The organism is Pseudomonas sp. LA5 (assembly GCF_028640825.1).
GTDB classification, from domain to species: Bacteria; Pseudomonadota; Gammaproteobacteria; order Pseudomonadales; family Pseudomonadaceae; genus Chryseomonas; species Chryseomonas aestiva.
The window spans coordinates 34,026-52,980 of record NZ_JAQYZY010000039.1 but is presented as its reverse complement, the minus strand read 5'-3'; the positions used below and the strand labels follow the sequence as shown (position 1 = coordinate 52,980).

At 66.4% G+C, this 18,955-nt stretch carries 17 protein-coding genes; 12 read left to right on the top strand and 5 right to left on the bottom strand.

The window, feature by feature from the left end:
• The first annotated feature begins 17 nt into the window (after positions 1-17).
• Genes PVZ72_RS15090 through PVZ72_RS15080 form a run of 3 tightly spaced genes read left to right on the top strand, consistent with a single transcriptional unit; the run spans position 18 to position 2,463 of the window.
• Complete coding sequence (locus tag PVZ72_RS15090) at positions 18-1,040, top strand: aminoglycoside phosphotransferase family protein (RefSeq protein ID WP_273862368.1); 1,023 nt, start codon at positions 18-20, stop codon at positions 1,038-1,040.
• A complete protein-coding gene (gene murU, locus PVZ72_RS15085; protein WP_273862367.1) occupies positions 1,037-1,702 on the top strand; it encodes an N-acetylmuramate alpha-1-phosphate uridylyltransferase MurU in 666 nt (221 codons plus the stop codon). Before PVZ72_RS15090 ends, murU begins: the two co-directional genes overlap by 4 nt.
• Entirely contained in the window at positions 1,699-2,463 is a 765-nt protein-coding gene (locus tag PVZ72_RS15080) for a DnaJ domain-containing protein (RefSeq protein ID WP_273862366.1), read from the top strand. The genes murU and PVZ72_RS15080 overlap by 4 nt, the downstream gene beginning before the upstream one ends.
• On the opposite strand, the gene PVZ72_RS15075 is transcribed toward PVZ72_RS15080, so the two are convergent.
• The gene (locus tag PVZ72_RS15075) at positions 2,438-3,448 is read right to left on the bottom strand and encodes a DUF3530 family protein (protein ID WP_273862365.1); all 1,011 of its coding nucleotides are present in this window, start codon (positions 3,446-3,448) and stop codon (positions 2,438-2,440) included. The genes PVZ72_RS15080 and PVZ72_RS15075 overlap by 26 nt on opposite strands.
• A gap of 137 nt (positions 3,449-3,585) precedes the next feature.
• Between PVZ72_RS15075 and rpe the strand changes: the two genes are divergently transcribed.
• From rpe to PVZ72_RS15040, 7 genes are all read left to right on the top strand, one after another.
• A complete protein-coding gene (gene rpe, locus PVZ72_RS15070) occupies positions 3,586-4,263 on the top strand; it encodes a ribulose-phosphate 3-epimerase (RefSeq protein ID WP_273862364.1) in 678 nt (225 codons plus the stop codon).
• A complete protein-coding gene (locus PVZ72_RS15065; RefSeq protein ID WP_187980499.1) occupies positions 4,260-4,940 on the top strand; it encodes a phosphoglycolate phosphatase in 681 nt (226 codons plus the stop codon). The genes rpe and PVZ72_RS15065 overlap by 4 nt, the downstream gene beginning before the upstream one ends.
• A 243-nt stretch (positions 4,941-5,183) precedes the next feature.
• Complete coding sequence (trpE, locus tag PVZ72_RS15060) at positions 5,184-6,662, top strand: anthranilate synthase component I (protein ID WP_273805779.1); 1,479 nt, start codon at positions 5,184-5,186, stop codon at positions 6,660-6,662.
• Between the two features lie 10 nt (positions 6,663-6,672).
• Complete coding sequence (locus tag PVZ72_RS15055; protein WP_158891520.1) at positions 6,673-7,266, top strand: anthranilate synthase component II; 594 nt, start codon at positions 6,673-6,675, stop codon at positions 7,264-7,266.
• Positions 7,267-8,316 (top strand): anthranilate phosphoribosyltransferase, encoded by a 1,050-nt coding sequence (gene trpD, locus PVZ72_RS15050; RefSeq protein WP_187980492.1) that lies wholly within the window; start codon positions 7,267-7,269, stop codon positions 8,314-8,316.
• Complete coding sequence (trpC, locus tag PVZ72_RS15045) at positions 8,313-9,140, top strand: indole-3-glycerol phosphate synthase TrpC (RefSeq protein ID WP_187980491.1); 828 nt, start codon at positions 8,313-8,315, stop codon at positions 9,138-9,140. Before trpD ends, trpC begins: the two co-directional genes overlap by 4 nt.
• A gap of 270 nt (positions 9,141-9,410) precedes the next feature.
• Positions 9,411-11,192, top strand: coding sequence for a BCCT family transporter (locus tag PVZ72_RS15040; protein ID WP_273862363.1), 1,782 nt, complete (start codon positions 9,411-9,413; stop codon positions 11,190-11,192).
• Positions 11,193-11,250: 58 nt separating this feature from the next.
• Here the strand turns inward: PVZ72_RS15040 and crp are convergent, their stop codons facing one another.
• Positions 11,251-11,895 (bottom strand): cAMP-activated global transcriptional regulator CRP, encoded by a 645-nt coding sequence (crp, locus tag PVZ72_RS15035; RefSeq protein ID WP_017640369.1) that lies wholly within the window; start codon positions 11,893-11,895, stop codon positions 11,251-11,253.
• A gap of 209 nt (positions 11,896-12,104) precedes the next feature.
• Here crp and PVZ72_RS15030 point away from each other — a divergent pair, with 209 nt between their 5' ends.
• Positions 12,105-12,527 carry an OsmC family protein gene (locus PVZ72_RS15030; protein WP_158891526.1) on the top strand — a complete coding sequence of 141 codons (423 nt, stop codon included), beginning with the start codon at positions 12,105-12,107 and terminating at the stop codon, positions 12,525-12,527.
• 265 nt (positions 12,528-12,792) lie between these two features.
• Entirely contained in the window at positions 12,793-13,587 is a 795-nt protein-coding gene (gene speD / locus PVZ72_RS15025) for an adenosylmethionine decarboxylase (RefSeq protein ID WP_007159721.1), read from the top strand.
• Between the two features lie 54 nt (positions 13,588-13,641).
• On the opposite strand, the gene PVZ72_RS15020 is transcribed toward speD, so the two are convergent.
• The 3 genes from PVZ72_RS15020 to PVZ72_RS15010 form a co-directional block, all read right to left on the bottom strand.
• The gene (locus PVZ72_RS15020) at positions 13,642-14,901 is read right to left on the bottom strand and encodes a cation:proton antiporter (protein ID WP_133861932.1); all 1,260 of its coding nucleotides are present in this window, start codon (positions 14,899-14,901) and stop codon (positions 13,642-13,644) included.
• Between the two features lie 200 nt (positions 14,902-15,101).
• On the bottom strand, positions 15,102-15,293 hold the full coding sequence (locus PVZ72_RS15015) for a hypothetical protein (RefSeq protein ID WP_273862362.1): 192 nt from the start codon (positions 15,291-15,293) through the stop codon (positions 15,102-15,104).
• 87 nt (positions 15,294-15,380) lie between these two features.
• Positions 15,381-18,887, bottom strand: a complete 3,507-nt coding sequence (locus PVZ72_RS15010) for a bifunctional diguanylate cyclase/phosphodiesterase (RefSeq protein WP_273862361.1) — start codon at positions 18,885-18,887, stop codon at positions 15,381-15,383.
• Positions 18,888-18,955: the final 68 nt, after the last annotated feature.

Genomic DNA, 18,955 nt, shown 5'->3' with positions numbered 1-18,955 from the left:
CGAGGGATCCGCTGTAAATGACTGAAGATGTTCGCTTAAACCAGATAGAAGACTGGCTGACCACCGTTCTACCGGAAATTTTCCGGGAACAGGCCTGGGGCGAGGTGCCCAAGGGTAGCCTGACCGCGGCCAGCAGTGATGCCAGTTTTCGCCGTTATTTCCGCTGGGCGGGCGAGGGCCGCAGCCTGATCGTGATGGATGCGCCGCCGCCGCAGGAGGACTGCCGTCCGTTCGTCCAGGTGGCCGCGCTGCTGGCCGAGGCCGGGGTCCATGTACCGCGCATCCTGGCTCAGGATCTGGAGCGGGGATTCCTGCTGCTGAGCGATCTCGGCACCCTGACCTATCTGGAGGTGATCAATGCGGCCAATGCCGACGATTATTTCCAGGCGGCCATCGATGCCCTGCTGGCTTTCCAGGGCAAGCAGCCGACGAACGGCAGCCTGCCGCTCTACGACAGGGCTCTGCTTGCCCGCGAGTTGAGTCTGTTTCCAGAGTGGTACGTGGGTCGCGAACTGGACATGACCTTCAGCGCGAGTCAGCTCGAACGCTGGCAGGCCGTCTGCGACCGATTGATCGACAGCGCCCTGGCGCAACCCCAGGTGCTGGTCCACCGGGACTTCATGCCGCGCAACCTGATGCTGAGCACGCCCAGTCCGGGCGTGCTGGACTTCCAGGATGCGGTCATCGGGCCGGTGACCTATGACATCACCAGCCTGTTCAAGGATGCCTTCCTCAGCTGGCCCGAGCCGCTTGTGCAGCGCTGGCTGCTGGGCTACTGGGAGCAGGCGCGTGCCGTCGGCATCCCGGTGCAGCCCGACTTCGCCGATTTCCAGCGCGCCTCGGATCTGATGGGCGTGCAGCGCCATCTCAAGGTGATGGGCATCTTCGCCCGCATCTGGCATCGCGACGGCAAGCCGCGCTACGTCGCCGACACCCCGCGCTTTCTCGCCTACATCCGTACCGTGGTGGCGCGGCGACCGGAGCTGGCCGATCTCGGCGCCTTGCTCGACGAGCTGCACGCCGCGCGGGTCGACGCATGAAGGCCATGATCCTGGCGGCGGGCAAGGGCGAGCGGATGCGACCGTTGACGCTGAGCCTGCCCAAGCCGCTGATCGAGGTGAACGGCCGGCCGCTGATCGAGCATCACATCCGGGCGCTGGCCGCGGCAGGCATTACCGAGCTGGTGATCAATCACGCCTGGCTGGGCGCCCAGCTGGAAGCCGCCCTGGGCGATGGCAGCCAACTAGGGGTCACCATCCGCTTCTCTGCCGAGGGTGAGCCGCTGGAGACCGGGGGCGGCATCTTCCGCGCGCTGCCGCTGCTGGGCAGTGCGCCCTTCGTGCTGGTCAACGGCGATATCCGCACCGATTTCGCCTTCGGCACCCTGGCCTTGCCAGCCGGTCGCCTGGCGCACCTGGTGCTGGTCGACAACCCGCCGCATCACCCGGCCGGCGACTTCGGTCTGGTGGACGGGGGGATCACCCTGGATGCCCCGGAAAAGCTCACCTACAGCGGCATCGCCGTGCTGCATCCGCAGCTGTTCGCCGAGCGCACGGCCGGGGCCTTCAAGCTGGTGGACGTGTTGCGACCCGCCATTGCCGCCGGACAGGTCTCGGGCCAGCGGCTGGACGGTCGCTGGGTGGACGTGGGCACCCTGGAGCGGCTGGCGGAAGCGGAGCGGCTGTTCGGGACGGCTTCTTGAAGGTCTGGTTCTGGCCGCTGACGGTGCTGGGCTTCCTGGCCGGCTGGGCCGTGGCCAGCATTCCCGGCGCCCTGCTGGTGGCGCTGCTCGCCCATGCCGGCGAACGCCAGCTGGGGCTGACTTCCCTGGCGGGCTGGAAGGCACGCTGGCAGGGGCGCCCCGGGCGCTTCGAACATCAGGCGCAATTCCAGATGCTCGGTCGTCTGGCCAAGCGCGGCGGTCGGGTGCTGACGGCCCACATCCGCCAGGCCGAAGGCGAGATCGAGCGTCTGGGGCTCGGCGCCGACGACCGCAAGAAGGCCATCGCCGCCTTCGAGCAGGGCAAGGGCGGCACCCTGCCGTCGACGGCCGACCTGCAGCGTCTCAGCGAGCGCAGCGAGGGCATCCTGCGCGCCTGCTGGCGCATGGTCTGGATCAGCGGCAGCGTGCGCCCTGGGGACCGCGACGAGATCCTCGGTTGGGGGCAGGCGATGGGTCTGGCCGAAGCCCAGGTGCTGGCCCTGCAGCCACCGGTGCAGGCGGCGCCGCGCCAGCCCGGCAGCGAGGAGAGGTATCGCAAGGCGCTGCAATTGCTCGGCGTTACCGATGACGCCGACGCCGCCACGGTCAAGCAGGCCTATCGGCGGCTGCTCTCCCGCCACCACCCCGACAAGAAGGCCGGTGCCGGAGCGGGCCAGTCGGCGGTCTATGCCGCTGCCCAGCGCACCGCCGAGCTGCATGCCGCCTATCAGCTGATCAAGAGGCGGCGGGGCTTCCGCTAGCGGCCGGTGGCAGGCGATCCAGCCAGGCGCGCAGCCGGCGAACGGTCTGCTCCTGCTCCGCGGTGCGGTCGCCGGGAATCACCGGCAGGTCGATCTGCCGATAGCCCTTGTTGGCCTTTTGCGCCGCGCGCTCCTTGCGCCGTTGGGCGGCCGGTCCGGGTGCATGTACCAGGTCGGCGATCTGCAGATCGGTCTTGCCCATGGTGGCGTCCAGCCGCGGCGGCAGCCCCTGGGGCTCGCGACCATCGATGAGCACCAGTTGCTTGACCTCGGCCGGTTCCTTTTCCGCCAGATAGCGCGCGGCCCAATAGGCGCCGGTGCCGTGGCCGACCAGTACGATGGGGTTGGCGCCCTGTTGCAGTGCCAGGTCGATGCCAGCGGCTATGCGGGCCAGCACCCGGGTGGCCTGGGCATTGGCCGCGGCTTCGGGATCGACCGGCGCGACCGCCGCCTGGGCCGGTTCGCCGCTGCCGGCTTCGGCCTGGGTCGGGGCGGCGGGCGCCGTGCCGCTGCCACCGGTCACCGGCGGTGCCGTCTGCTCGCTGTTGACCTGGGCGTCGGTGTCCGCCGGGGCGGTATCGCGCTCGATCGCCACCACCGGGTCATAGGGGTCGGGCAGGCTCAGGCTGATGGTCTGCCAACCGTAAGTGGGTAGCTCCTGGCGTACGGGGGCTATCACATTGGGCCAGTCGGCCGATTCGCCGTCGCCCGGCACCAGCACTACCGTCCCGCTGGCCTTGGCCCGGGCGGCGGGCACCAGCAGGGCAAGAAAGGACTCGTCGCCGGCCTGCAGGGTCTTCTGCTGCTCGGCGGGCAGCTGCCGCATCAGCGCCTGCTGCTGCTCCTGACTTCGCGTCAATGCTGGCGCCAGGGCTGTGGGAGCCGCAGGCGGTTCCGGCGCCGGGGTGGGCGCTTCTTCGGCACGCACCGGGGCGGCGAGGCCGAGCAGAAGGAGGCAGAGCGGCAGCAGGGCGGGCGACGACATCGACGGGAATCCTCGACAGGGGCACGGTTGACCCTGGCGAGCGTACCGCCGTTCGCCCCGTCGGGGCAGCGGGAACGCCCGAGCCGCACACGGATCTCCGTTACAATGCCGTCCTCAACCTTCGCCGAGGCTATCCCATGCAACCCTTCGCCATCGCCCCCTCGATCCTGTCCGCCGATTTCGCCCGCCTGGGCGAGGAAGTCGACAAGGTCCTCGCCGCCGGTGCCGACATGGTCCATTTCGACGTGATGGACAACCACTATGTGCCCAACCTCACCATCGGCCCGATGGTCTGCAAGGCGTTGCGCAACTACGGGGTCACCGCGCCCATCGACGTGCACCTGATGGTCAAGCCGGTGGATCGCATCATCGGCGACTTCATCGAGGCCGGCGCCACCGACATCACCTTCCATCCCGAGGCCTCCGAGCACATCGATCGCTCGCTGCAGCTGATTAAGGATGGCGGCTGCCGGGCCGGCCTGGTGTTCAATCCGGCCACCTCGCTGGGCGTGCTCAAGTACGTGATGGACAAGATCGACATGGTGCTGCTGATGAGCGTCAACCCCGGCTTTGGCGGCCAGAAATTCATTCCCGGCACCCTGGACAAGTTGCGCGAGGCGCGCGCCCTGATCGATGCCTCCGGCCGGCCGATCCGGCTCGAGATCGATGGCGGGGTCAACGTCAAGAATATCGGCGAGATCGCGCGCGCGGGTGCCGACACCTTCGTCGCCGGCTCGGCCATCTTCGGCCAGGCGGACTACGCCGCGGTGATCCAGGCGATGCGCGCCGAGCTGGCCAAGGCCCGCTCGGTATGAGCGCCCTGGTGCGGCTCGGTGGCGGGCATCCGCCGGCCCTGGTGATGTTCGACCTCGACGGCACCCTGCTGGATTCGGCACCGGACCTGGCCGCCGCGGTGGACGCCATGCTCGAACGCCTGGACCGCGCGCCGGCGGGGCTGGACAAGGTGCGGCTGTGGATCGGCAACGGCGCCCGGGTGCTGGTGCGTCGCGCCCTGGCCGATGACATGCAGCACGACGCCGTGGACGCTGCCGCCGCCGACGAGGCCCTGGCGCTGTTCATGGAGCTCTATGGCGGTAGCCACGCCCTGACCCGCGTCTATCCGGGGGTGCTGGACAGCCTGGCGCTGCTGCGCACCCTGGGCGTGCGCCTGGCGGTGATCACCAACAAGCCGGAGCGCTTCGTCGCGCCGCTCCTGGCCGACATGGGCCTGGGTGACTTCGACTGGATCGTCGGCGGCGATACCCTGCCGCAGCAGAAGCCGGACCCGGCCGGCCTGCTGTGGGTCATGCAGCAGGCCGGCGTGGTGGCCGGCCAGGCCCTGTTCATCGGCGATTCGCGCAACGACATCCGCGCCGCCCGTGCCGCGGGGGTGCGCTGCGTGGCCCTGAGCTATGGCTACAACCATGGCGAGTCCATCGCCCTGGAGCAGCCGGATCTGGTCGTCGACGATCTGCGCGAGCTGTTCATCTAGCACGCCGAGGTGGCCGGCCGGTTGCCATGCTGCGCCGGCTAGGCTAACGTGGCCCTTCAACCCCCCGCCTCAAGAGCAAGAGATCGCATCGTGGTGGTCACCCGCACAGGCTCCTCGCGAGCATGGATGAAAGTCATCAAGGCCCTGGCCCGTTGGCGCTGGCGCGCCTGATTTCGTCCTGGCCGGTATCTGACCGGCGCGCTGTGCACCCGACCTTTCGTTTTCCTCGCCACGAGGCTGATCATGACCCGCGACGATTTCCTGCGCCTGGCCGCTCAAGGCTATAACCGCATTCCCCTGGCCTTCGAAACCCTGGCCGACTTCGACACCCCGCTGTCCATCTACCTGAAGCTGGCCGACGGCCCCAATTCCTATCTGCTGGAATCGGTGCAGGGCGGCGAGAAATGGGGGCGTTACTCCATCATCGGCCTGCCGTGCAGCCGTGTCCTGCGCGTCCATGGTCATCGCGTGGTGGTCAGCGATGCCGGTCGCGAGGTCGAGGTGATCGAGCACTGCGACGATCCCCTGGCCTTCGTCGAAGCCTTCAAGGCGCGCTATCGCGTGCCGACGCTGGACGGCCTGCCACGCTTCAACGGTGGCCTGGTGGGCTACTTCGGCTACGACAGCGTGCGCTACGTCGAGCGGCGCCTGGCGGCCTGCCCCAATCCCGATCCGCTGGGTACGCCCGACATCCTGCTGATGGTGTCCGATGCCGTGGTGGTGTTCGACAACCTGGCGGGCAAGATCCACGCGATCGTGCTGGCCGATCCGGACGAGGCCGACGCCTTCGACGCCGCCCAGGCGCGTCTGGCCGACATCCTCGACCGCCTGCGCCAGCCCATCGTGCCGCGCCGCGGCCTGGATCTCGCCGCCCCGGCCGGTCCGGAGCCGAGCTTTCGTTCCAGCTTCAGCCGCGAGGATTTCGAAGGCGCGGTGCAGCGCATCAAGGACTACATCCTGGCCGGCGACTGCATGCAGGTGGTGCCTTCGCAGCGCATGTCCATCGCCTTCCAGGCGGCGCCCATCGACCTCTATCGGGCGCTGCGCTGCTTCAACCCCACGCCCTACATGTATTTCTTCAACTTCGGCGACTTCCATGTGGTGGGCAGTTCGCCCGAGGTCCTGGTGCGGGTGGAGGACGGCGAGATCACCGTGCGTCCCATTGCCGGGACCCGTCCGCGTGGCGCCACCGAAGAAGCCGATCTGGCCTTGGAACGCGATCTGCTGGCCGATGCCAAGGAGCTGGCCGAGCACCTGATGCTGATCGACCTGGGGCGCAACGACGTGGGCCGGGTCTCCACCACCGGCAGCGTGACCTTGACCGAGAAGATGGTCATCGAGCGTTATTCCAACGTGATGCACATCGTCAGCAACGTGACCGGTCGGCTCAAGCCCGAGCTGAGCGCCATGGACGCCCTGCGCGCCATCCTGCCGGCCGGCACCCTGTCCGGCGCGCCGAAGATCCGCGCCATGGAGATCATCGACGAACTGGAGCCGGTCAAGCGGGGCATCTACGGCGGCGCCGTGGGTTACCTGGCCTGGAACGGCAATATGGACACCGCCATCGCCATCCGCACCGCGGTGATCAAGGACGGCGAGCTGCACGTGCAGGCCGGGGCAGGGATCGTCGCCGACTCGGTGCCGGCGCTGGAGTGGGAAGAGACCCTCAACAAGCGTCGCGCCATGTTCCGCGCCGTCACCCTTGCCGAACAGTCCGTCTGAGGAATCCGCCATGCTGCTGATGCTCGATAACTACGATTCCTTCACCTACAACCTGGTGCAGTACCTGGGCGAGCTGGGCGCCGAGGTCAAGGTGGTGCGCAACGACGAGATGCCGGTCGAGGCACTCGAAGACCTGGCGCCGGAGCGCATCGTCGTCTCTCCCGGTCCCTGCACGCCCAACGAGGCGGGCATCTCCCTGGCCACCCTGGAGCGCTTCGCCGGCAAGTTGCCGGTGCTGGGCGTCTGCCTGGGGCACCAGAGCCTGGGCCAGGCCTTTGGCGGTGAGGTGGTCCGGGCCCGCGAGCCGATGCACGGCAAGACCAGCCCGGTCTACCACAACGGCGAAGGCGTCTTCGCCGGTCTGCCCAATCCCGTCACCGTGACCCGCTACCATTCGCTGGTGGTCAAGCGCGAGACCCTGCCCGAGTGCCTGGAGATCACCGCCTGGACCCAGCATCCGGACGGCAGCATGGACGAGATCATGGGCCTGCGGCACCGCGAATTCATGATCGAGGGGGTGCAGTTCCACCCCGAATCCATCCTTACCGAACATGGCCATGACCTGCTGGCCAACTTTCTCCAGCAGCAGGGAGGGCGGCGCTAGATGGACATCAAGCAGGCCCTGAATCGCATCAGCGGACAACTCGACCTCAACGTCGCCGAGATGCAGGCGGTGATGCGCCAGATCATGACCGGTGGCGCCGACGAGGCGCAGATCGGTGCCTTCCTCATGGGTATGCGCATCAAGAGCGAGACCATCGACGAGATCTGCGGCGCGGTCAGCGTGATGCGCGAGCTGGCCACCCCGGTGGTGCTGCCGAGCCTCGACCACGTGGTCGACGTGGTGGGTACCGGTGGCGATGGCGCCAATATCTTCAACGTCTCCTCGGCCTCGGTGTTCGTGGTCGCGGCGGCGGGCGGCAAGGTCGCCAAGCACGGCAATCGCGCGGTGTCCGGCAAGAGCGGCAGCGCCGATCTGCTGGAGGCCGCCGGCATCTACCTGGAGCTGACTCCGGCGCAGATCGCCCGCTGCGTCGAGCAGGTGGGCGTCGGCTTCATGTTCGCCCAGTCGCACCACAGCGCCATGCGTCACGCCGCCGGGCCGCGCCGCTCGCTGGGGCTGCGCACCCTGTTCAACATGCTCGGTCCCCTGACCAATCCGGCCGGTGTCCGGCACCAGGTGGTCGGGGTGTTCAGCGCCGCGCTGTGCCGGCCGCTGGCCGAGGTGCTGCAGCGCCTGGGCAGCCACCATGTGCTGGTGGTGCATTCCCGCGACGGCCTGGACGAATTCAGCCTGGCCGCGGCGACCCGGGTCGCCGAACTCAAGGACGGCAGCATCAGCGAATACCAGGTGCTGCCGGAGGATCTGGGCATCAAGAGCCAGACCCTGGTCGGCCTCACAGTGGACGGCCCCGAGGCCTCGCTGGCGCTGATCCGCGACGCCCTCGGCCGACGCAAGACCGAAGCCGGGCAAAAGGCCGCCGACATGATCGTGCTCAACGCCGGCGCGGCGCTCTACGCCGCGGATCTCGCCCACAGCCTGCACGAAGGGGTACTCTTGGCCCACGATGCGCTCTACAGCGGCCTGGCCCGGGAAAAGCTGGACGAGCTCGCCCATTTCACATCCGTCTATCGCGAGGAGGGTCGCCCGTGAGTGTGCCAACCGTGTTGCAGAAGATCCTGGCCCGCAAGGCCGAGGAGATCGCCCAGCTCAAGGCTCGGACCAGCCTGGCCGAACTCGAGGCCCAGGCCCGTGCCGCCGACGCCCCGCGCGGCTTCGCCCGCGCCCTGCAGGCCCAGGTGGCGCGCAAGGAGGCAGCGATCATCGCCGAGGTGAAGAAGGCCTCGCCGAGCAAGGGTGTGATCCGTGAACACTTCGTGCCGGCCGAGATCGCCCACAGTTACGCCCTGGGCGGGGCCACCTGCCTGAGCGTGCTCACCGACGTGGACTTCTTCCAGGGTGGCAACGCCTATCTGCAGCAGGCGCGCGCCGCCTGCCAGCTACCGGTGATCCGCAAGGACTTCCTCGTCGACCCCATCCAGGTGGTGGAAGCCCGGGCCATCGGCGCCGACTGCATCCTGCTGATCGTCGCCGCGCTGGACGACGGCCTGATGGGCGAACTGGCCGCCACGGCCAAGGACGTCGGCCTGGACGTACTGGTCGAGGTGCATGACGGCGCCGAGCTGGAGCGCGCCCTGACGGTACTGGACACCCCACTGGTGGGGGTCAACAACCGCAACCTGCACACCTTCGAGGTCAGCCTGGAAGCCACCCTCGATCTCTTGCCGCGTATCCCCCAGGATCGCCTGGTGATCACCGAGAGCGGCATCCTCAATCGCGCCGACGTGGAGCTGATGGAGATCAACGAGGTACGCGCCTTCCTGGTCGGCGAAGCCTTCATGCGCGCCGACGAGCCGGGTCAGGAGCTGCAGCGTCTGTTCTTCCCGGATCGCCGGTTCCCGCTCAGAGACGCCTGAGGCGTCGGTCGTTCGCACAAGGCCCCGGGGATAACCCCGGGGCTTTTTTCTTTCCGTAGGGTGATCCATGTCGACTCGCGCCCACCCCGGGTGGCGGGAACGACCTCCGTGTGCCCGCTGCCGACGCAGGGCTTTGTTTCCATCGGAATAAACCCGGTTAATGGCCTCCGACTCGCTGAACCGTGGCGAGGCGCGGAGACGGCTGGCTGTCGCAGGACAAGACAGCGCTCCGCCGCACCAGGCCATCCATAACCAGGGCAAGCAAGCACCATGGCAACGGAAGAAAAAAGCGAAACACTTGATATCAGCGTCACCGATCCCTCCCGGACCGAGGAGTCGCGCCGGGATCGGCGACTCGCCGGCACCACCGACTGGGTAGTCTTCGGCGTCACCAGCATCGCCGCGCTGGCCTTCGTGATCTGGGGCTTCGTCAGCCAGGCCAGCCTGGCCAGCAGCGCCTCCACCGCCCAGGGCTGGGTGATCACCCACTTCGGCTGGCTGTTCGTGCTCACTTCCACCGGCTTCGTGGTCTTCGTCATCTGGCTGGCCGCCAGTCGCTATGGGCGGATCCCCCTGGGGCGCGACGACGAGCAGCCGGAATTCCGCACCCTCTCCTGGGTGGCGATGATGTTCAGCGCCGGCATGGGGATCGGCCTGATGTTCTTTGGCGTCGCCGAACCGCTGTCGCACTATCTCAATCCGCCGCCCGGTGGCGCCGCGGGGCAGAGCAGCGCCGCCCTGCAGGTGGCCATGGCGACCACGCTGTTCCACTGGACCCTGCATCCCTGGGCCATCTATGCCGTGGTCGGACTGGCCATCGCCTATGGCACCTATCGGCGCGGTCGCAGCCAGCTGATCTCGGTGGCCTTTCGCCCCCTGATCGGCGAACACGCCAATGGCCCCGTCGGTCGCGTCATCGACATGATGGCGATCTTCGCCACCCTGTTCGGCTCGGCGGCCTCCCTCGGTCTGGGCGCCCTGCAGATCGCCGGCGGACTCGAATACAATGGCTGGATCGAGCAACCCGGAAAAATGCTCTACATCAGCATCATCACGGTGCTGACGGTGGCCTTCGTCATCTCCGCGGTGTCCGGGGTCGAGAAGGGCATCCAGTGGCTGTCCAACACCAACATGGTGCTGGCGGTGGCCCTGGCGCTGTTCGTCTTCGTCGCCGGTCCGACCCTGCTGATGCTCAATCTGCTGCCCACCGCCATCGGCGACTACATCGACCTCCTGCCGGAGATGATGGCGCGCACCAGCGCAAGCGGTGGCGAGGCCATGGGCAACTGGCTGTCCAGCTGGACGGTGTTCTACTGGGCCTGGTGGATTTCCTGGACGCCCTTTGTCGGCATGTTCATCGCCCGCATCAGTCGCGGTCGCACCATCCGCCAGTTCGTCACCGGCGTGCTGCTGGTGCCGAGTCTGGTCAGCGTGGTCTGGTTCGTCATCTTCGGCGGCGCGGCCATCGACGCCATGCGCCTGGGTGCCTTCACCCTGGTCGACGGCGCGGTGAACAGCAACTTCGCCCTCTACGACCTGCTGGCCAGCTATCCCTGGGTCTCGGTGACCTCGGTGCTGGTGATGGTGCTGGTGGCGATCTTCTTCGTGTCCGGCGCCGACGCCGCGTCCCTGGTGATGGGCACCCTGTCCGAGCGTGGCACTACCGAGCCTTCGCGGCGAACGGTGATCTTCTGGGGCGCCCTCACCGGCGCGGTGGCGGCGATCATGCTGGCCATCGGTGACCCGGGCAACCCGGGTGCGGCGCTCAACGGCCTGCAGAATCTGACTATTGTGGTCGCGCTACCCTTCGTGGTGGTGATGGCGCTGCTGTGCCTGGCGCTCTATCGCGATCTGCGTTGCGATCCGCTGATGCTGCGGCATCTGCGCGGTACCGAGCTGATCGAGAAGGCGGTGCTCTATGGCGCGGTCAAGCACGGCGAAGAATTCCACTTCGTCGTGGGCGAGCCCAAAGCCAAGGGCAATGACGAGAAGACCGTCGACGAGAAAGCCACGGTGCGGGTCGCGAAGGTCCAGCCGCAGGTCGAGAACTGAAGCCAGGATGGGCGGGGGGAGCGGCCCCCGCCTGCTGGCAGGGGCACGCTAAGCGGGCTCAGCGGGTGCCGAACACCACCATGGTCTTGCCCTTGACGTGGACCAGACCCTGTTCTTCGAGGGACTTCAACACGCGACCGACCATCTCGCGGGAGCAACCGACGATGCGGCCGATTTCCTGACGGGTGATCTTGATCTGCATGCCATCCGGGTGGGTCATGGCGTCGGGCTGCTTGCACAGGTCGAGCAGGGTACGGGCCACGCGACCGGTGACGTCGAGGAAGGCCAGGTCGCCGACCTTGCGGGTAGTCTGGCGCAGGCGCTCGGCCATCTGGCGACCGAGGGAGAACAGCATGTCCGGATCGTGCTGGCTCAGTTCGCGGAACTGACCGTAGCTGATCTCGGCGACTTCGCACTCGGTACGGGCACGCACCCAGGCACTGCGCTCGGGCTCGCTGCCTTCCTTGGAGAACAGCCCCATCTCGCCGAAGAAGTCCCCGGCATTGAGATAGGCGATGATCATTTCGCGGCCTTCATCGTCTTCGATGAGGATGGTCACCGAACCCTTGAGGATGAAGAATAGGCTTTCGCTGTTGTCGCCAGCGTAGATGATGGTGGTTTTTGCGGTATAGCGGCGACGCGAGCAGTGCGCTAGCAGCTTGTCGATGTGCTGTAACTTCGCGGGTGGGATGATAGCGGCCATGCTGATTCCTGAGGTTGAAAGCTAACCTGAGTCGGGGGCACCGAGGTCCGAACCGGTGCATGCACAGGCTGCGCCGGTTCCAATCCAAAGACCGGATAAGAACATGCGCAGCTTAAATGCGAGCTGAATAACCCTTCACTGCGCCCCAGTTTACGCCATCCAGCATGTTAAGCTGATCACCATTTGCATATATAAGTAGGACGAAAGCGATGAAAGCGCGCATCCAGTGGGCAGGCGAGGCCATGTTCCTCGGTGAATCCGGCAGTGGCCACGTGGTAGTCATGGACGGCCCGCCGGAAAGCGGTGGTCGCAACCTCGGCGTGCGGCCGATGGAAACCGTGCTGATCGGCCTGGGCGGCTGCGCCAGCTACGACGTGGTCAGCATCCTGCGCAAGGCGCGGCAACCGGTGGAAAGCTGCGAAGCCTTCCTCGAAGCCGACCGCGCCGACACCGAGCCCAAGGTGTTCACCCGTATCCACCTGAAGTTCGTGGTCAAGGGCCGTGGTCTCAAGGAAGCCCAGGTCAAGCGCGCCATCGAGCTGTCGGCGGAAAAGTACTGCTCGGCGTCCATCATGCTCGGTCGGGCCGGCGTCGAGATCACGCACAGCTACGAACTCGTCGAACTCGCCTGATGCTCTTGCAGGCGACGCCCGTCCAGGCGTCGCCCTCCGCGTCACCCCTTCCCGCCGACATCAATTCATCACCTGGGCCCGGCAGACTCTGGCCCCAGCCGCTGCCGATCTGCATAATGCGCCGCTCTTAAGGGGCAAGCCCCCGACAAGTACAGCCAATCGCCATCGCGAAGAGGTGTTCGCCGCCCTACGCAGCTTGCGCAATCCGCAACTGACGGGCACTCAGGACCGCGGTCAGAGACCGCACGACGGGAGCTTTACCACCGTGAAAAGCAAACTCAGGCTTCATGGTTTCAACAACCTGACCAAGACCTTGAGCTTCAACATCTACGACATCTGCTACGCCGAGACGTCGGAAGATCAACAGGCCTATGTCCAGTACATCGACGAGGAATACGACGCCGAGCGTCTGACCCAGATCCTGACCGACGTGGTCGATATCATCGGGGCCAACATCCTCAATATCGCCCGCCAGGATTACGATCCCCAGGGCGCCAGCGTGACCATCCTGATCTCCGAGCAACCGGTCGAGCCGACCGAGAGCCAGATCGAGGAGTCGCCCGGTCCGCTGCGCGAGACCATTCTCGGCCATCTGGACAAGAGCCACATCACGGTGCACACCTATCCGGAGATCCATCCGGACGACGGCATCGCCACCTTCCGCGTCGACATCGACGTTTCCACCTGTGGCGTGATCTCCCCGCTCAAGGCCCTGAACTACCTGATCCACCAGTTCGACTCGGATATCGTCACCGTGGACTATCGGGTGCGCGGTTTCACCCGCGACATCGAAGGGCGCAAGCACTTCATCGACCACGAGATCAATTCGATCCAGAACTACCTGTCCGAGGACACTCGCGCGGCCTACCAGATGACCGACGTGAACGTGTATCAGGACAACCTGTTCCACACCAAGATGCTGCTCAAGGAATTCGAGCTGGACAACTATCTGTTCGGCGACGCCTCGCGCAGCCTCTCGTCCGAACAGCGTCAGCAGATCACCCAGCGCCTCAAGCACGAGATGCGCGAGATATTCTCCGGCCGCAACCTGCCGCGCTGATCGCTCGGGTACCCAGAAACCCCCGCCATGGCGGGGGTTTCTCGTTTCCGGCGATCAGTGATGCTCGTCGCGCGCGACCGGGGCGCCACCGGTGACGCTCTTGACCACCCGGCCGATGGTCAGGCCCTGGCCGAGGATGGAAACCAGCACCACGATGTAGGTCAGGGCGAGGATCAGATCCCGTTCCGGACCGGCCGGCAGACTCAGCGCCAGGGCCACGGAGACCCCGCCGCGCAGGGCGCCCCAGGTGAGGATGCGCGCCGTGCCACGGGTCATGTTGCGCCAGTGCGGGCTGAGCAGCACCACCGGTGCCACGCTGATCCAGCGGGCGAAGAGGATCGCCAGGGTCACCAGCAGCGCCGCGCCCAGGTGAGCCCAGCTGAACGGCAGTACCAGCAGCTCCATGCCGATCAGGGCGAACAGCAGGGCGTTGAGGATCTCGTCGATCAACTCCCAGAAGCCGTCCAGGTAACGCCGGGTGAAGTCGCTCATTGCCTTGGTTCGTCCCAGGTTGCCGATGATCAGTCCGGCCACCACCATGGCGATGGGACCCGAGACGTGCAGGTGGCTGGCCAGCGTCGAGCCGCCGATCACCAGGGCCAGCGACAGCATCACCTCGATCTGATGCTGCTCGATACTCAGCATCAGCCAGTAGCAGGCGAAGCCGATCAGCAGGCCGAACAGGATGCCGCCACCGGCTTCTTCGAGAAACAGCCAGAGCGCCGCGTTGACCGTGGGCGCCTCGCCCAGCTGGATCACCCCCAGCAGCACCGAATAGACCACCACGGCCACGCCGTCATTGAACAGCGCCTCCCCGACGATGGTGGTTTCCAGCGACTTGGGCGCGCCGGCCGAGCGCAGGATGCCGAGTACGGCGATGGGATCGGTCGGAGAGATCAGGGCACCGAAGATCAGGCAGTAGAGGATGTCGACGTGCCAGCCCAGCCAGCCGAAGATCCAGTGGCTGAGATAGCCGATCAGCACCGTCGAGATGATCACCCCGAGGGTCGCCAGGCCGCCGATGGCCCATTTGTAGTCGCGCAGGTCCTTGAGATTGACGTGCAGGGCGCCGGCGAACAGCAGGAAGCCGAGCATCCAGTTCATCAGCAGGTCGTTGAAGTCGATCTGCCCGAGCAATTCGCCGATGCGGTGTTCCAGGCCGGGAAAGCCGAGCCAGGAAAGACTTTGCAGGCCGACCGAGAAGATCAGCGCGATGACCATGACGCCGATGGTGGGCGGCAGGCCGACGAAGCGATAGTTGAGGTAGGTGAGCAGCGAGGTGAAGCAGATGAAGGCAGCAGCGAGTTCAAGCATGGCGTTCCAGATCCATCAGACAGCGAGCCCCTGCGAACGCAGGGCCTAGGGGTAGGATGGGGCGGACGCCGCAAAAGTTACATTTTCGATAGCTGGCTAGCCAATCGTTCGCCGAAGAACAGCCGTGAACCGCCCTGGGCCGTCGCTGAACGGGCGGCGCCAGGGTGATCCAGAAGACGAACGGTCAGGGTGCTGCCGGCCTAGAGCGGCACGGCCATTGCCGTGGTCGCTTCGCGCAGCGGCAACGGATGGGGGGCGGCGATGCGCGCCTCCAGCGTGGCCACGTAGCTGCGGGCATCGGCTTCGCTGAGGAAGGTGATGGCCTGCTTGTCGATGCAGACCTGCCAGGCACTGGTGGTGGACTTGCGCAGGGGACGAACCACGATCTTCATGCTGGTACCCTCGGGGACAGACGGAAAGTGGAAACCCGAGTCTAGAGCGGTTTTGATTGCAATACCGTGACATTCGTCGCTTAGCCGCTAGGCGCGCGCCTTCTGCCGTTCGGCATACCAGGCCTCGAACTCGTCCGGCGGCAGTGGCGGACTGAACAGGAAACCCTGGCATTGCTGGCAACCCAGCTTGCGCAGGATGTCCCACTGCTCGGTGGTCTCCACCCCTTCGGCCAGCACGTCGAGATCCAGCCCCTGGCCCAGGGCGACGATGGCCGCGGCGATGGCCTGGCTGCTGTGGGTGCCGCTGTCGCTGCGCAGTTCGTGCATGAAGCTCTGGTCGATCTTGAGCTTGTCCAGGGGGAAGCGGCGCAGGTAGGCCAGCGAGGAATAGCCGGTGCCGAAGTCGTCCACCGCGATGCGCACCCCCAGGGTCTTGAGGGTGGCCAGGGACAGCAGCGCCTCCTCGACATTGTTCATCAGGGTCCCTTCGGTGATCTCCAGTTCCAGGTTCTCGGCCGGCAGGCGACTGCGCGCCAGGGCGCGGGAAATGGTGCTGGCCAGGTCGCGCTTGGCGAATTGCCGGGGCGAGATGTTGATCGCCAGGGTCTCCAGCTCCAGTCCCTGGGCGAGCCAGCTGTGCATCTGCTGGCAGGCGCTTTCGATGATCCAGTCGCCCAGTGGCACGATGAGTCCGGTCTCTTCGGCCAGCGGAATGAATTCGGTGGGTGGGATCAGCCCCAGCTCCGGATCCCGCCAGCGCACCAGGGCTTCCACGCCAATGGTCTGGGCCGTGCTGACGCTCATCAGCGGCTGGTAGTAGAGGACGAAATCACCGCGCTTGAGCGCCGTGCGCAGCCGCGATTCCAGATTCAGCCGCCGCCGCGACTGCTCGGTGAGGGCCTGGGTATAGAAGCGGAAGGTGTCGCGACCCTGGTCCTTGGCCTGGTGCATGGCGGTGTCGGCATTGCGGATGAGGTCATCGGCGGTGGCGCCATCGTCGGGAAAGAGACTGATGCCGATGCTGGCGTTGAGATAGATGTCGTGCTCGCCGAGGTGAAAGGGCTGCTCCAGCTTGCCGAGCATGGCCTGGGCGATCTGGGCGGCGAATTCGGGCCGGTCTATCCGCTCGATGATGACCAGATACTCGTCGCCACCGATGCGCGCCAGGGTGATGTCTTCGCTGAGCAGGGCGCGCAGGCGGGCGGCGAATTCCACCAGCAGTTCGTCACCCAGGGCATGGCCGTGGCTTTCGTTGACCGTGCGGAAATGATCGAAGTCGAGGATCAGTACGGCGACCAGGTATTCCTGGGGCTCGGCCAGGGCCAGGGCATGCTCCAGATGGGTGCGCGCCAGCAGGCGATTGGGCAGGTCGGTCAGGGGATCGTGATGCGCCAGGTGACTCAGGCGCGCCTCGCTTTCCCGCAGGCGCGTGGTATCGCTGACGGTGACCGTGTACTGCCGGGTTTCCCGGGGGTAGAGGGTGTCGATGGCGGTCCAGGCCGGAAAGGTAGTGCCGTCGAGGCGCGGCCAGAGCAGTTCGCCCTCCCAGCGGCCCTCGCGGCGCACCGCGCGCCAGAGTTCACGGTAGAAGCGCTGGTCCTGGCGACCGCCGCCGGGCAGTCCCAGCCGCTGGCCGAGCAGGGTGCCTTCCTGGGCGCCCAGCAGGCGGGCGAAGGCCGGATTCACCGCCAGGATCCAGCGGCGCTCGTCGAGCAGCAGCAGGCCGTCGCGACTGTTCTGGAACATCGCCGCGGCCTGGCGCAGGCTTTCTTCCTGCTGCTTGCGCAGGGTGATGTCCTGGGCGGTGCTGATGAAATACTGGGGCACCCCCTGGTCGTCGCGGATCAGGCGCGTGGTGACATTGGCCCAGACCGGCTGGCCACTGCGATGCAGATAGCGCTTTTCCAGGGTGTAGCGGTCCTGGCCGGTGTCGACCAGTTGTTTGCGCAGGGTGGCGCCCAGGGCGCGCTCGTCCGGATGGGTCACCGAGGCGGTGTCCTTCTGCAGCAATTCCGGTTGCGAGTAGCCGAGCATCTGGCAGAAGTGGTGGTTGGCGCTCAGCCAGCGACCTTCCAGGTCGCTGAGCATGATGCCGGTGTAGGCCTGCTCGAAGATGCCGCGGTAACGCGCCTCGCTCGCGCGTTGGGCCTGGACCACGCGCTGTTGGCGGATGGCCAGCACTGCGAGGCGGGTGAATTCGGTGATCAGCGCCTGGGTTTCCGTCTCGGGCAGCCGCGCTTCTCCATAGTAGACGCCCAGGGCGCCCACGGCGCGCTGCTGCTCGTCCTGCAGGGGCAGGGCCCAGGCGCCGCGAATGCCGGCCGCCTGGGCGGCCGGCAGCAGCTTCTGCCAGGCCGGATCCAGTTCGACATCGATGGTGAACACCGGGGCATTGGTGGTGATGGCACTGCAGCAGCCCTGGTCATGGTGGCTGCGCGGCACGCTTTCCAGTGCCGCCTGGAAGGCGGGTGGCAGGCTCGGTGCGGCGGCGACCCGCAGATGCTCGCCCTGGTCGTCCAGCAACAGGGCGACGCGCATCTCCGGATAGATCCGTTCCAGCCGCTGGGCGATGCCCTGCTGGATCTCCGCCAGCGGCAGGCCGGTGAGCAGATCGTCGAGGACGTCGCTGCGGGCCTGTTGCAGCTGCTGCGCCTGGTAATCGTGATGAATGTCGGTGAGGGTACCCTGAATCTCGCCATCGAGACCGGCGCGCAGCTCCATCTGCATCCAGCGATGACTTTCCACCGACAGGCGCAGCCGTACCACGCCATTCCAGTGCAGGCGCTGACCGGCGGCGAAATCGGCCACCAGCTGGCGCAGGCGGGCCCCATCCTGGGGGTGGAAGGCCTGATCCAGGGGGTGGTTGAGTTGCTGGCTGGCGGGTTGGCCGGTCAGGGCTTCCCAGGCCGGATTGAGAAACTGCCAGCGGCCACGGTGATCACTGGCGAAGACCACCAGCGGCAGGTGCTGGACCAGTTCGCGATAGCGTCTCTGGCTGTCCTGCAGCGCCTGCTCGGCCAGCTTGTGGCTGGTGATGTCGACCAGGGCACCGCGCGTGGTGCCGGCTTCGTCGAAGTCGCTTTGCCAGTTGAGCCAGCGCCAGCTGTCCTGGCCATCGGCGAAATGCGCGGAGAAATTCAGCGGGCCCTGCATGTGCTGCAGGCGTTCGAGCATGCTGTGCACATGATCGCGGTCATCGGCACGGGCGCAGGCCGCGATGGTGGCGAAATCCAGCGGGTCGCTGCCCTTGGGCTGGTGCAGCATCAACAGGGCACGTTCGGAGCAGAGCAGGCGACCATCGGCCGTCAGCTGCCAGTCACCGGTGTTGGTCAGGCGCTGGACGAAATCCTGGGTGGCGCGCTGATTCTGCAGCTCTTCGATGAAGCCTTCGCGATAGCTGACCTGGCGCCGCAGCAATGCATAGAGCACCAGCGACAGCAGACTCATGAAGGCCAGGCCCTTCAGGGTGTGCCACAGATAGACACTGTCCTGATCGCTGACCAGCAGATACAGCAGCCCGTCGCTGCCGATGACCCAGAGGGCACTCAGCAGCAGATAAACCAGGGCAATGCGCGCAGGAGAAAGAGGCCGCATGCCGGATCCTCAAGGCCCGATCGCAGGTGTCGGGTTCGATTGGGCTTCGACCGGATAAAGGTATGGCA